Source organism: Nocardioides cavernae (genome assembly GCF_016907475.1).
Classification (GTDB): Bacteria; Actinomycetota; Actinomycetes; order Propionibacteriales; family Nocardioidaceae; genus Nocardioides; species Nocardioides cavernae.
Genome location: NZ_JAFBCA010000001.1, coordinates 4,472,983 through 4,486,459, shown reverse-complemented (window position 1 = coordinate 4,486,459; position 13,477 = coordinate 4,472,983). Strand labels below are relative to the sequence as shown.

Here is a 13,477-nt window from a genome sequence, read left to right as displayed (position 1 = left end):
TGCGCCCTCTCCTCATCCACCCACGGTCTGGCCGCTCTCGTCCGCGGGTTCGGCGGAGCCGCCGATCGTCGTGATCAGCCGGCGGACCAATTCTGCCGCACCGATCGCCTCCTGCACGTTCTCCTCGAATCGCGCCGCCGTGTGGTCGTGTCCCTGGCCACTGGCGCGCTCGCCGAGCTCGGCATTGAGGGCGGCCTTCTCCTCCAGGCTGCGCAGCGCGATCCACAGCGCGCCCTCGAGGTCGACCGTCTGCCGGGCCAGGAGGCTGTCCGCGGACCAGGCGTGGCCGACGCGGCACCGGTAGCGGACCAGGTTGCCCTCCTCGAGCTGGTACAGCGCGCCGGCACAGTCGGGACAGCCGAAGCCCGACGGCGTGCCGGGTCGGACCAGGTCGTGCATCGCGTCGGGATCCATGCTGGCCATTCCGACCTCCTTCGTGATCTCGATGTGCTCTGCCCCGTCGGGCGGGGGGCCCTGGTCCAGGCCGGCCGCCCACGTCGTGGCCAGCGCTGCCAGCCCCTCGAGGGCGAGCTGGTCGGCCCGCCCGACGGCCTGCGCCGCGGAGCGCGGCATGCTGTCGTACAGCGCCTCCTCGAAGTCCTGCACGGCGACCCGTCCGCCTCGGGAGGCGATGGTCACCGAACCCGCGGCTCCGTCGTCGAGGGCGCCGGACAGCACGATGCCCAACGTCCTGCTCCCGCGTGCCCGGGCGGCAGATCGGAAGAGCACGTCGACAGCGGGACGGTGACCGTTCTCCCGCGGCCCGCGCGTCAGCAGGACGTGTCCGTCCGCGACGACGAGGTGGTGGTCCGGGCGCGCCACGAGGACCTCCCCGGCCCGGAGCCGTCCGCCGTTCTCGGCCTGGCTGACCGGCAGGTCGCACACCCGCTGCAGGATCGACGGGAGCGCGCTGGGGCTGTTGCCGGGGACGTGCAGGACGACGAGGACGCAGGCCCGGAGGGACGACGGCAGGAGCGACATCAGCTCGCGCAACGCCTCGACCCCACCGGCCGAGGCCCCCACCGCGACGATGGGTGGACCGGCAGCGGTCGCGCGTCCCGCGCTCATGTCCCGACCATCTCCCATGCGCTCGGACTCAGCCCGGGTAGAACAGGGCCGAGTCCAGGATGTCGAGGGCGTCCGCCGCGAGCACCTGCTCGCTGGCCGGCGGGTAGCCCGCCATGAGGAGGGCGAGGCGCACCGCGCGGACCGCGCCCAGCGCCCCGAAGTGGTGCCGTCCGACGAGCACCGCGACGAGCTCGTCGACGCGTACGTCGTCCAGGCTCGGCAGGACCGGCTCGTCGGGGTCCGTACCGAGTCGGGGTCGATGACTGATGTCGCCGTGGGCACCGCGGAGGCCCGCGGCCCCGGCCATCAGCCGTTGGGCACGGACGCGTTCGGAGGACGAGGAGATGCGCGCAGCCCTGCTCCACGTGCGGAGCCCGGCGGCCCAGGTGCGCAGCGCCTGGTTGGACGCCAGGACGCCCCGCCCGCCGGTCGGGCTGCTCTCCATCGCCACCACCCCAGTCCCCGATCGCTGCTCATCGGTGTTCATCCGTACCCGCTGACCGCGGGTCGTATGAGGGTCCTCTCGACCAGTTGCTGCGGTCGACCGAGCGCGGGGACGCGCCTACACTTGAGCATGCCTGACCCGAGCACTCCTGACGAGAGGGCACGGGCGCGAATTCGCGAGGCGGAGGCGCGCGCCGACGAGCTCGTCGTACGTCTTGCCCGCCTCCGGGCAGGACAGCCGGTCGGGGCTGATGACATCGATCGCGCGCTGCGGGCCGTGGTCGAGTCGCAGCGGCACAGCGCGGATGCCCATGCCCGCGCCGGGGCCGCTCACCGTCGTGCCGCCGAGGCGCACCGATCGGCCGCCCTGATGGCGGACGGCTCCGGTCATCCGCACCGCGCCGACCAGCACCGATCGGCGGCCAGGGCTGACGACGAGGCCGCCGAGCTGGACGAGATCGCTGCCCGGCCCCGCGCGGACGGAGCCGGGTGATGGCTCACGGCTCGACGTCCGACAGCGACCGCGCCGTCCTGCTCGCCGCACTGGCCGACGAGCTGTCGCAGCCGCGGTCGGAGGAGTCCACGGCGCGGGCAGTGACGCACCGAGCGCTGGACCACGTCAGCGACGCGGACTGCGTCAGCATCACGCTCCGCGCCGGGCAGGACCGCTTCTTCACGGTCGGCGCCACCGACGACCTCTCCGAGAGGCTCGACCACCTCCAGTACGAGCTGGGGGAGGGCCCTTGCGTGGAGGCGGCCGATGGCCACGACTGGTACCGCAGCGGTGAGGTGGGGGTGGACCCACGATGGCCGCGCTGGGGGCCGCGGGCACACCAGCTGGGCGCCGGTTCCTTGCTGAGCGTCCGGCTCGTCTCGGGAGGCTCGTCGATCGGCGCGCTGAACTTCTACTCCCTGGCCGAGGGCAGGTTCGACGATCGCGAGGAGCTGGACTTCGCCGTGGTCTACTCCACCCACGTCGCGATCGCGCTGGCGAACATCAGGGAGCTGTCGGGCCTCGAGACCGCGATCCACAACCGCCACCTGATCGGCGTCGCGCAGGGCATCCTCATCGAGCGCTTCGGCCTGGACCTGCCCGGGGCCTTCGACGTCCTCCGTCGCTACTCGAGCTCCACGAACACCAAGCTCGCCCAGGTCGCCGAGGAAGTCGTGCGCACGGGGCGACTGCCCGACCTCGTGAGGGCACACGGCACCAACGGTGACGACCGCACCTGACCGGTTGCCCGTTCGCCAGACGGGATAACCAGGCGACGCGGGACGGTTCGGCTTGCGAGAATCCTCGCGTGGGTCACGTGGATGTCGCCGGAGTGCGCTACGAGCTGCCGGACGGGCGGGTGCTGCTCGACGACGTCAGCTTCCGCGTCGGCGACGGGCAGAAGGTCGCGCTGGTCGGCGCCAACGGTGCCGGCAAGACCACGCTGCTGCGGATCGTCACCGGCGACCTCAAGCCGCACGCGGGCGTCGTGACCCGCTCGGGAGGCCTGGGCGTGATGCGGCAGTTCGTCGGCCACGGAGGAGCCGACGAGACGGTCGCCGACCTGCTGCTGTCGGTGGCGCCGGCCGACGTGCGCCGGTGGTCCGAGGAGGTGGCGGCCCAGGAGCTGCGGCTGATGGACGACGACAGCGAGCCGGTGCAGATGGCCTACGCCGAGGCGCTGGGCCACTACGGCGACGTCGGGGGCTACGACCTCGAGGTGGTCTGGGACAAGGTCACCACCGCCGCGATGGGGATGCCCTACGACCGTGCCCGCTACCGCGCGCTCACCACGTTGTCCGGCGGCGAGCAGAAGCGGCTCGTGCTGGAGTACCTGCTGCAGGGCCCCGACCAGGTGCTGCTGCTCGACGAGCCGGACAACTACCTCGACGTGCCCGGCAAGATCTGGCTCGAGGAGCGGATCCGCGAGTCGCCCAAGACGATCCTCTTCATCAGCCACGACCGCGAGCTGCTCAACAACACCGCCACCCGGATCGTGACGGTCGAGCTGGGCAGCGCGGGCAACCTCGTGTGGACCCACCCCGGTGGCTTCGCTAGCTACCACGAGGCGCGCGCCGAGCGGTTCGAGCGCTTCGAGGAGCTGCGCCGCCGCTGGGACGAGGAGTACGCCAAGCTGCGCGCGCAGATGCTGATGTACAAGCAGAAGGCGGCCTACAACTCCGACATGGCCAGCCGCTACCAGGCCGCCCAGACCCGACTGAAGAAGTTCGAGGAGGCCGGGCCGCCCACCGAGCAGCCGCGCGAGCAGCAGGTGAAGATGCGGCTCAAGGGTGGGCGCACGGGCAAGCGCGCGGTCGTGTGCACCGACCTCGAGCTGACCAACCTCATGAAGCCGTTCGACCTCGAGGTCTGGTACGGCGAACGGGTGGCGGTGCTCGGCTCCAACGGCTCCGGCAAGTCCCACTTCCTGCGGCTCCTCGCCGCCGGCGGCAGCGACCCCGACATCGAGCACCAGCCCGTCGGCGTACCTCCCGCACCGGTCTCGCACACCGGCACCGCCAAGCTGGGCGCGCGGGTCCGGCCGGGCTGGTTCGTGCAGACGCACGAGCACCCCGAGCTGGTCGGCCGCACCCTGCTGGAGATCCTGCACCGCGGCGACGACCACCGCGACGGGATGGGCCGGGAGGCGGCCAGCCGGGTGCTGGACCGCTACGAGCTGGCGCACGCCGGCGAGCAGAAGTTCGAGTCCCTCAGCGGTGGGCAGCAGGCGCGGTTCCAGATCCTGCTCCTCGAGCTGTCCGGGGCGACGCTGCTGCTCCTCGACGAGCCCACCGACAACCTCGACGTGCAGTCCGCCGAGGCGCTGGAGGCCGGGCTCGAGGCCTTCGACGGCACGGTGCTCGCGGTGACCCACGACCGGTGGTTCGCCCGCGGCTTCGACCGCTTCCTGGTCTACGGCGCCGACGGCGAGGTCTACGAGCCCGACGGCCCGGTGTGGGACGAGGGCCGGGTGTCACGCGCCCGATGAGCCCGCGCATCGCTCCGGTCGACCCGACCGACGACACTGCCTTCGCGGCCTGGCACCACGTCTACGAGACCTCGGCGAAGCACGAGCTGGGCGAGGTGGCGACGCCGTGGCAGCTCGAGGAGCTGCGGGCGACGATGCAGGGCGCCGGGACCCACAGCTGGTCGGGCGCCTGGTCGGTCGTCGCGGATGGGCTGACGGTCGGAGCGGGCTGGATGCGGACGCCGCTGCTGGACAACCTCGAGCTCGCCGAGCTCGACGTCCACGTCCTCCCCGCGCACCGCCGTGCCGGCACCGGCTCGGCGCTGCTGGCCCTGCTGGAGGATGAGGCCCGCTCGCGCGGGCGTCGGGTGCTGACCGGTCTCTCGTCGTGGCCGTACGGCGCCGGGCCGGGCGGTGAGGGTGCCCCGGGGCCCGAGTTCGCCCGGGCGCGCGGCTACGACCTGGCGCTGTCGGAGGTGCAGCGCGTGCTCCGGCTGCCGGTCGACGACGACCTGCTGGGCGGGCTCGCCGGCGACGCGGCCCGCGCGCACCCGGCGTACACGCTGCGCTCGTGGAGCGGGCCCGTGCCCGACGACCTGCTGCAGGGGTGGGCCGAGATCACTTCGATCCTTGCGACCGAGGCGCCCACCGGCGACCTCGAGCTCGAGCCGGAGGCGGCCAGCACTGACGCAGTCCGCGAGCGCGAGGCCACCGTCAGCAGGCAGGGGCGGACGAAGTACAACGCCGTCGCGCTGTCGTCCACGGGGGAGGTGGTGGCCTACTCCGACCTCGCCACGACGGTCCACGAGCCCGGGCGCGCCTACCAGTGGGGCACCCTCGTGCGCCGCGAGCACCGCGGCCACCGGCTCGGCGTCGCGGTCAAGGTCGCCAACCTGCGGTTGCTGCAGCGCGAGCGCCCCGACATCACCCGCCTGACGACCTACAACGCCGAGGTCAACAGCCACATGATCGGCGTCAACGAGGCGCTCGGCTTCCGGCCGGTCGCTCGGCTGGGGGACTTCCAGAAGAAGCTCGACCGGCCCTGATCGCCGAACGCGCGCGGCTCGGCGATCCCCACGCTTTGGGGGGAGGCCGGGTCTGTCCGACCTCGGCAGGATGAGCGGGTGCTCAGGCCGGCCTCCCACCTCCACGACGCCGCTCCCGCCGCGCCCCACCACCTGCTCCTCGGACCCGACACGCACGGCGTCACGAGGTACGCCGGCGAGGTGGCGGATGCTGCGCGTGCACCGGTCGTCCGCGACGTCGCCCAGCTGGTGCCGGGCGCCGCGGTCCACCTGCACCTGACCGACCGGCTGCTGGGCCGCGACCCCCTCGACGCGGCTGCCGTGGTCGAGCAGCTCGCGCGGCGCGTACGCCTGACGGTCACGCTGCACGACGTCCCGCAGCCGACCGACGGGCCCGGCTTCGCGGCCCGCGCCGCAGCGTACGGCCGGATCGTGCGCGCGAGCCACGCGTGGGCGACCAACTCGTGGCACGAGCACGACCTCGTCGACCGGTGGAGCGCGTCCGGCGCCCGCGGGATCGTCATCCCGCTGCCGGTGCCCGTCCCGGCGGGTCTGGACGGCCGGGCCGGTCGGCCCGGCCGCGCGGTGGTGGGAGCCGTCGCGACGGAGCCGGTGGTCGGCGTGTTCGGTTTCGTCTATCCCGGCAAGGGCCATCGGCAGGTGGTGCGCGCGGTCGCTGCCCTGCGCCGCGCCGGGACGATGGCGTCCGTGCGCGTCCTCGGTGATGCCGCGCCCGGCCACGCCGACGAGGTCGAGGCGCTGGTGCGGACGGGCCGGGACCGCGGCGTGCCGGTGGAGGTCACCGGCCGGGTGCCGGAGGACGACCTGGTCAGCGCCCTGCGCGGCGTCGCGGTCGGCGTGACGGCGCACCGCAACGTCTCCGCGTCCGGCAGCCTCAACTCGTGGATCGCCGCGGGCCGGCGGCCCCTCGCGCGCGACGGTGCCTACGCGCGGGAGATGGCGGCCCTCCGCCCCGGCACCCTCAACCTCTTCGACGACGCCACCCTGGTGGCCTGCCTCGACGCCGCGCTGCGCCGACCGACCTCGACCTGGACCTCACCTGCCGCCGACCTCGGGCCGCGGCTCGAGGACACGGCAGCCGCCTACCGGGCGTGGTGGGCGACGGTCCGATGACAGCCCCGCCCTACGGCACCTCGGTGCCGGGCAACCGGTGGGACCTCGCGCCCGATACCGCCCGTCGCCGGCGGGTGTCGGTGGTGGTCACCCACTTCGAGCAGCAGGACCAGCTCGACCGCACGCTCGCGGCACTTCGCCGCCAGACGCGCCCGGCGGACGAGGTCGTCGTCGCCGACGACGGGTCGCGGCGAGCGCCCGCGGTCCCGGCCGGCGTGCGGCTGGTGCGGCAGCACGACGACGGCTTCCGGGCGGCCGCCGCGCGCAACCTCGGCGTGGCGGCCAGCACCGGCGAGCTGCTGGTGCTGCTCGACGCGGACACTGCTCCCGAACCGGCCTTCGTGGAGCGCATGGTCGCCCTCCCCGAGGCGCTCCCGGAGGCGCTGGTGGTGGGGCGCCGCCGGCACGCCGACCTCGCGGGCTCCTCACTGGAGCAGCCGATCGAGCAGGTCGCGCCGCCGCTCGAGCTGCCCGAGCCCGCCTGGCTGCGTGACGCCCACGCCGCCAGCCGCGACCTGCTGGACGCCGACGCCAGCAGCCACCGCTTCGTCATCAGCGCGGTCCTGGCCTGCAGCCGCTGGTGGTACGACGAGTCCGGCGGCTTCGACGAGACGTTCCGCGCCTACGGCGGGGAGGACTGGGACTTCGCCCACCGGTCGTGGGCCGCGGGCGGTCTGCTGGCGCACCGGCCCGACGCGGTCGCCTGGCACGACGGCCCCGATGCGGGCTCGCGGGAGCGCGACGCTGCCTCGCTCCTGGCCGAGACCGTGGCCGTCGCGGACCGCACGTCCGCGCCGGGCACGACGTGGCGGGGCCTCGCACGCGGCCCGGCCGACCTCGTCGTCACCTGCGCCCCGGCCCTCGCCGACGCCGAGCTGCTCATCACGGTCGACTCGCTGCTGGCGGCGCTGCCGCGAGCCGTCGTACGCCTCTCCGAGCGGCACCGTGACCTGGTGGGCGCCGACCCGCGGGTCGTGGCCGCCGACGCGGACCTGCCGGCTTCGGCGCGGCATCACCTCGAGGTGCGCCGCGGCCTCTTCGGTGACGGCGACGCCTGGGTCGCGCTCCTGGACGGCCTCGACGGGTGCGCGGGGTCCCGCGAGATCGGCGACGGCCGCGCCGAGCTGCAGGACGTGCGCCTCCTGCGCCGCGCCGCGCGCTGGGGTCGCCCCGACCTGGCGCCAGCGGGACCGTCGCTCGCCACGTCGCTCCATCCCTGGACCGAGGACGTCACCCTCGCGTCGTGGCTCGGCGGGTGGGCATGACCACCCGCCGCGGCCTCTTCGTCGCCCCCTTCGACGCCCTGGCCGACCCGAGGATCGTCGGCGACCTCGCCGCCGAGGCGGAGGCGGCCGGCTGGGACGGCTTCTTCGTCTGGGACCACCTGCTGTACGGCGACCGGGTGGCCGCGATCGCCGACCCCTGGACGTGCTGCGCCGCGGTCGCCCTGCGCACCGAGCGGCTGCTGTTCGGGCCGATGGTGACCCCGCTGCCGCGCCGCCGGCCGCAGGTGCTGGCCCGCCAGGCCGCGAGCCTGGCCGTCCTGTCCGGTGGCCGCCTCGTGCTGGGCCTCGGGCTCGGCGACGACTGGGTGGGCGAGTTCAGCGCGTTCGGCGACGAGGCGGACCCCCAGGTGCGCGGCCGGATGCTCGACGATGGCCTCGCGGTCCTGACCGGTCTGCTGAGCGGTGAGACCGTCGACCACGAGGGTGAGCACCACGCCGCGCGCGACGTCCGCTTCCGCCCGGCGCCGCGGGTGCCCCTCTGGCTGGCCGGCCGGTACGGCAACAGGGCTCCGCTGCGGCGTGCGGCGTCGTACGACGGCTTCTTCGTCATCGGACTGGACGGTCCCGCCGACCTCGACACCGTCACCGCGGACCTCGCCGCCCATGAGCCGGGGCCGGGTTTCGACGTGGTCGTCGACCTGCAGCCCGACCAGGACCCCGCCGAGTGGTTGGACCGCGGGGCCTCGTGGGTGCTCACCCGCGTCGGACCCTACGACCTCGACCTCGACGACGTACGTCGGATCGTCCGTGCGGGACCGGCCTGACGGCTGGTCGAGTGCGCACCCACGCGGGGACCACTACCGCGTGCGCACTCGACCTCGACGGGCGCGGCGTACGACGACGACGCGGGCGATGAACCACGCCAGCAGACCTGCCGCGACCGTGAGCACGCCGCGGAGCGCCCACGGCCACGGCCCGCGGTCCACGTCGTCGGGATCGACGACCTCGAGGGAGCCGGCTACCGACGACGCGAGCTGGAAGCGACCGACGCCGTAGGACCCGAGGTCGGACATCCGCATGAGCGGGCGCGGCTCGGCGCCGTCGAGCGGCACGACCGACAGCGTCTGGTCGTCGGCCCCGTCCGCGAGCACCGTCAGCACTTCCTCGTCACCCGCCCAGCCGAGCACGCGCCCCGGACCGGCGAGGTCGAGCGACAGCGGATCGGGCACGGCCGCGTCCCGACCGTCGGCGTCGACGAACGAAAGCCCGCTCGGGACACCGGGAGCGTCGACGCCGGGCGGAGCGTCGACCGGCTCGACGGTCGTGACGGCGAGCAGCCGGCCGTCGGGGGACCACGCGGCAGGTCCGGCGAGCACGCCATCGACCCCGAGGCCGCGCCGGCTGCCGTCCTGCAGGTCCACCACAGTGATCCCGCCGGACTGCTCGACGGCGAGCTCCGAGCCGTCGGGGGAGAAGGCGGCCGCGGTGGCGGAGCCGTCGAGGTCGATGACCTCGGCGGAGTCGTCGGGCAGGTCGAGCAGGGCGATCGCGCCGGTGATCCGCCCGCCCGAATAGGGATTGGTCGCCTCGTCGGACACCAGGCTCGCGAGCGCCTCGCCGTCGCTCGACCACGCCACGGGCACGACGCTGCGTCCCGCAGGCAGGGCGTGCCTCGTGGTCTCGCCGGTGGTCAGGTCGACGATCACCACGTCCGGTCGCTCGATGTCGTGGTCGCCGACCGCCACCCGGGTGCCGTCGGGGGAGAGGAGCATCGGCGCCGGGTCGCCCTGGGTCTCGGAGCCGGCCCGCTCCTCGGCGACGTCGACGCGGCGGTAGCTGTCGCCAGCGGCGCCGAGCACGACCGCCTGCGGGAAGTCGAGGAACTCGACGCCGTAGCCGTGCTGCCACAGCGCGACGACCGGTCCCGGTGGCGACGACGACACCGACCCGGTGAGGTAGGAGTAGCCCGCCATCGCCTCCGGCACGGCAGGCGTCGCGGCCGCTGTCGAACCGCCGCCCAGTCCCGTGAGGACGAGGACGGTCCCGGCGACCACCGCGCCGACGAGAGAAGGCACTGCGGCTGCCGTGGGCACGCCCGGAGTCTAGGGGCGCACGACGTCAGCCGAAGGCGCTGATGCCGGTCTCGGCGCGGCCGATGATGAGCTTCTGGATCTGCGACGTGCCCTCGTAGAGCGTCATCACCCGCGCGTCCCTGAGGTACTTCGCGACCGGGAAGTCGTCGACGTAGCCCGCCCCGCCGTGCACCTGGATCGCGTTGTTGGCGGCGCGCACCGCGGCCTCCGACGCGAACAGCTTGGCCTTGGAGGCCGCGACCCCGAAGGGCTCGCCGCGGTCGATGAGATCGGCGCACCGCCACGCCAGCAGACGGGCGGCGTCGGCGTCGAGCGAGATGCCGGCGATCAGGTCCTGCACGAGCTGGAACGACGCGATCGGCTTGCCGAACTGCGTGCGCTCACGGGCGTACGCCACCGACGCCTCGAGGCAGCCCTGCACGATCCCGACGCACCCCGACGCGACCGCGAGCCGACCCTTGTCGAGCGTGCCCATCGCGATCTTGAACCCCCGACCCACCTCGCCGAGGCGAGCAGAGTCCGGGACGCGTACGCCGGACAGGAACAGCTCGGCGGTCGCCTGGCCGCGCAGCCCGAGCTTGTTGGTGACCTCGCGGGCCTCGAAGCCGGGGGAGTCGGTCGGGACGAGGAACGCCGTCACGCCGCGCGGGCCGTCGTCGCTCGTGCGGGCGAAGACCAGCGCCACGTCGGCCCACGTGCCGTTGGTGATGAAGAGCTTCTGCCCGTCGAGCACCCAGTCCGACCCGTCGCGCACCGCCCGGGAGGTGAGGTTGCCCGCGTCGGAACCGGTGCCGGGCTCGGTCAGCCCGAAGCAGCCGAGCGCGGTGGCGGAGGCGAGACGGGGCAGCCAGTCCTGCTTCTGCTCCTCGGTCCCGTGGTCGAGGATCGACTTGCCGACCAGCCCGCTGCTCACCGACACGATGCCGCGCAGAGCGGAGTCGGCCCGGCCGAGCTCCTCCATGGCGAGGGAGTAGGTGACGTAGTCGCCCCCGACGCCGCCGTACTCCTCGGGGATGGTCAGACCGAAGAACCCCAGCTCGGCCATCTTCGGCACGATCGCGAGGTCGACCGACTCGTCGTGGTCCCACCGCATCCGGTGGGGCACGGCCTCGCGCTCGAGGAAGTCGCGGGCGAGGTGGCGGAAGGCTTCCTGCTCCTCGGTCAGCGAGAGGTCCATCAGATCGCGTCCACCATCTCGTGGTCGGTGACGCGGGCGGCGAGTCGCGTGAGGTGGTGCCCGGCGTTGCCGAGCCACTGCTCGAGCACGGTGAGGTGGGCGGTGCCGACCCCGACGGAGTACTCCGCGGTCATGCCGATGCCGCCGTGGAGCTGGATGGCCTCCTGCCCGATGTGGCGCGCTGCCCGCGACACCTGGAGCCCGACGCGGTCGGCGGCGTCGGCCACGACCTCGCGGTCGCCGCCGGCGATCGTCATCGTGGCCCAGTCGACGGTGCTGTGGGCGAGCTCGAGCGAGACGTACATGTCGGCGGCGCGGAAGGTGAGCGCCTGGAACGTGTTGAGCGTGACGCCGAACTGCTTGCGGCTCTTGAGGTAGTCGGTCGTCGCGCGGACCTGGCTCTGCATCACGCCGAGCGCCTGGTTGGCGCCCATGATGCGGGTCAGGTCGCTGATCGTTGCGATGCTCGGCGACAGGTCGCGGCCGGGCTCGCCGAGCGGCGTGGCGGCGCTCGCCTCGAACCGGACGCTCGCCGCGCGGGTGAGGTCGGCCGCGACGTAGCCGGTGACCGCCGCCGCGGAGGCGTCCACCACGAACACGCCGGTGCCGCCGTCGGGCAGGGCGGCGGTGACGACGAGGTGGTCGGCGGACGCACCGCCCATGACGGGATCGGCCACGCCGTCGAGCGTCCAGCTGCCGGCGGACACCGAGGCGCGTACGCCGTCCGCGCGCGAGGCCCAGCGACCGCCGGGCGAGGTGTCGGCCGCGGCCAGCACGATCTCGCCGGCGCTGAGCCGGCCCAGCAGGTCGGCCTTCTGCTCGGCGGTCCCGACGGCGGCGACGAGGCCGCCGGCGTGCACCACCGCCGAGAGGTAGGGCTCGGGGGCGAGCACCCGGCCGAGCTCCTGGCACACGATCCCGATCTCGACGGGCCCGGCACCGACGCCGCCGTCGGCCTCGCTGAACGGCAGCCCGAGGACGCCCATCTCGGCCAGCCGGCCCCACAGCGCGCGGTCGAAGCCCGGGTCGTCGGCCACCGTGCGGCGTCGCGCCTCGTGATCGGCGTACGTCGTCGCGAGCAGGCCTCGGACCGCCTCGCGCAGGGCCTGCTGCTCGTCGTCGTAGGTGAAGTCCATGTCGTAAGTCCCCTCAGAGTCCCAGGATCGTGCGGCTGATGATCTGGCGCTGGATCTCGTTGGACCCGCCGTAGATCGAGGCCTTGCGCAGGTTGAGGTAGGTCGGCGCGGACCGCCGCGCCCAGCCCTCCTGCGGCGAGTCGTCACCGGCGCGGGCGGCGAGCGAGGCCGGCCCGGCGAGGTCGAGCGCGAGCTCGCTCACGGCCTGCTGCAGCTCGGTGCCGCGCAGCTTGAGGACCGACGAGGCCGGGTGCGGAGCGCCGTCCGAGGAGTGCGCCACCACGCGCAGGGCGGTGAGCTCGAGGGCGAGCAGCTCGTTCTCGAGCTCGGCGACGCGTGCGCGGACCAGGGGGTCGTCCATCAGGGGACCGGCGTTGGCCTTCACGGCGGCCAGCGCCCGCTTGGTCGCACCGACGGGCGCCACGCCGACACGCTCGTTGCCGAGCAGGAACTTGGCGATGGTCCAGCCGCCGTTGAGCTCCCCGACCAGCAGGTCGCCCGGCACCCGCACGTCGGTGAACCACACCTCGTTGACCTCGTGGCCACCGTCGATCAGCTCGATCGGCCGGACCTCGACGCCCGGGGTGGTCATGTCGATGAGGAGCATCGAGATGCCGGCCTGCTTCTTCACCTCGGGGTCGGTGCGGACGAGCGTGAAGATCCAGTCGCCGTGCTGGCCGAGCGTGGTCCACGTCTTCTGGCCGTTGACCACCCAGTCGTCCCCGTCGCGCACCGCGGTCGTGCGCAGGGATGCGAGGTCGGAACCGGCATCGGGCTCGGAGAAGCCCTGCGACCACCAGATGTCGAGGTTGGCCGTGGCGGGCAGGAAGCGCTCCTTCTGCTCCTGCGTGCCGAAGTGGGCGATCACGGGCCCGATCATGGACGCGTTGAAGGCCAACGGGATGGGCACGCCGGCGCGCTGCATCTCCTCGTGCCACAGGTGCCGCTGGAGCTCCGTCCAGTCCTGGCCGCCCCACTCGACGGGCCAGTGCGGCACGGCGAGTCCCTCGGCGTTGAGGGTCCGCTGCGCCTCGACGATCTGGTCGCGGGTGAGGTGGCGGCCCTCGAGGACCGTGTCGCGGATCTCCGGCGACACCTTGGTCGTGAAGACGTCCCGCATCCTTCCCCGGAACTCCGCGTCCGCGGGGCTGAGCTCGAGCTGCATGTGACTCCTCGGGTCGTGGTCCGGGCGCGCACGGCAGAGGGCCGGCCGC

13 protein-coding genes are annotated in these 13,477 nt (G+C 73.7%); 7 read left to right on the top strand and 6 right to left on the bottom strand.

Features of this window, described 5'->3' with window-relative positions; translation table 11 throughout:
* Positions 1-12 precede the first annotated feature (12 nt).
* Both JOD65_RS21110 and JOD65_RS21105 read right to left on the bottom strand, forming a co-directional pair.
* Positions 13-1,068 carry a chemotaxis protein CheB gene (locus JOD65_RS21110; RefSeq protein WP_191194662.1) on the bottom strand — a complete coding sequence of 352 codons (1,056 nt, stop codon included), beginning with the start codon at positions 1,066-1,068 and terminating at the stop codon, positions 13-15.
* Positions 1,069-1,096: 28 nt separating this feature from the next.
* Positions 1,097-1,555 carry a hypothetical protein gene (locus JOD65_RS21105; RefSeq protein ID WP_191194663.1) on the bottom strand — a complete coding sequence of 153 codons (459 nt, stop codon included), beginning with the start codon at positions 1,553-1,555 and terminating at the stop codon, positions 1,097-1,099.
* An 87-nt stretch (positions 1,556-1,642) separates the two neighbouring features.
* On the opposite strand from JOD65_RS21105, the gene JOD65_RS21100 reads away from it, so the two are divergent.
* The 7 genes from JOD65_RS21100 (at position 1,643) to JOD65_RS21070 (ending at position 8,681) form a co-directional block, all read left to right on the top strand.
* On the top strand, positions 1,643-2,005 hold the full coding sequence (locus JOD65_RS21100; protein WP_191194664.1) for a hypothetical protein: 363 nt from the start codon (positions 1,643-1,645) through the stop codon (positions 2,003-2,005).
* The gene (locus tag JOD65_RS21095; protein WP_191194665.1) at positions 2,005-2,745 is read left to right on the top strand and encodes a GAF and ANTAR domain-containing protein; all 741 of its coding nucleotides are present in this window, start codon (positions 2,005-2,007) and stop codon (positions 2,743-2,745) included. Before JOD65_RS21100 ends, JOD65_RS21095 begins: the two co-directional genes overlap by 1 nt.
* A gap of 68 nt (positions 2,746-2,813) precedes the next feature.
* Positions 2,814-4,493: an ABC-F family ATP-binding cassette domain-containing protein gene (locus tag JOD65_RS21090; protein WP_191194666.1), complete on the top strand. Its 1,680-nt coding sequence runs from the start codon at positions 2,814-2,816 to the stop codon at positions 4,491-4,493.
* Positions 4,490-5,518, top strand: a complete 1,029-nt coding sequence (locus tag JOD65_RS21085) for a GNAT family N-acetyltransferase (RefSeq protein ID WP_191194667.1) — start codon at positions 4,490-4,492, stop codon at positions 5,516-5,518. Before JOD65_RS21090 ends, JOD65_RS21085 begins: the two co-directional genes overlap by 4 nt.
* Before the next feature lie 78 nt (positions 5,519-5,596).
* Positions 5,597-6,631, top strand: a complete 1,035-nt coding sequence (locus JOD65_RS21080) for a glycosyltransferase family protein (protein ID WP_191194668.1) — start codon at positions 5,597-5,599, stop codon at positions 6,629-6,631.
* Positions 6,628-7,896 (top strand): glycosyltransferase, encoded by a 1,269-nt coding sequence (locus tag JOD65_RS21075; protein ID WP_191194669.1) that lies wholly within the window; start codon positions 6,628-6,630, stop codon positions 7,894-7,896. The genes JOD65_RS21080 and JOD65_RS21075 overlap by 4 nt, the downstream gene beginning before the upstream one ends.
* On the top strand, positions 7,875-8,681 hold the full coding sequence (locus JOD65_RS21070) for an LLM class flavin-dependent oxidoreductase (RefSeq protein ID WP_204811321.1): 807 nt from the start codon (positions 7,875-7,877) through the stop codon (positions 8,679-8,681). The genes JOD65_RS21075 and JOD65_RS21070 overlap by 22 nt, the downstream gene beginning before the upstream one ends.
* Positions 8,682-8,714: 33 nt before the next feature.
* Here JOD65_RS21070 and JOD65_RS21065 read toward each other — a convergent pair whose 3' ends face one another.
* Genes JOD65_RS21065 through JOD65_RS21050 form a run of 4 tightly spaced genes read right to left on the bottom strand, consistent with a single transcriptional unit; the run spans position 8,715 to position 13,428 of the window.
* Positions 8,715-9,950 (bottom strand): hypothetical protein, encoded by a 1,236-nt coding sequence (locus tag JOD65_RS21065; protein ID WP_191194670.1) that lies wholly within the window; start codon positions 9,948-9,950, stop codon positions 8,715-8,717.
* Positions 9,951-9,975: 25 nt separating this feature from the next.
* Positions 9,976-11,127, bottom strand: coding sequence for an acyl-CoA dehydrogenase family protein (locus JOD65_RS21060; RefSeq protein ID WP_191194671.1), 1,152 nt, complete (start codon positions 11,125-11,127; stop codon positions 9,976-9,978).
* On the bottom strand, positions 11,127-12,263 hold the full coding sequence (locus tag JOD65_RS21055) for an acyl-CoA dehydrogenase family protein (RefSeq protein ID WP_191194672.1): 1,137 nt from the start codon (positions 12,261-12,263) through the stop codon (positions 11,127-11,129). The genes JOD65_RS21060 and JOD65_RS21055 overlap by 1 nt, the downstream gene beginning before the upstream one ends.
* A gap of 13 nt (positions 12,264-12,276) precedes the next feature.
* Positions 12,277-13,428, bottom strand: coding sequence for an acyl-CoA dehydrogenase family protein (locus JOD65_RS21050; protein ID WP_191194673.1), 1,152 nt, complete (start codon positions 13,426-13,428; stop codon positions 12,277-12,279).
* Positions 13,429-13,477: the final 49 nt, after the last annotated feature.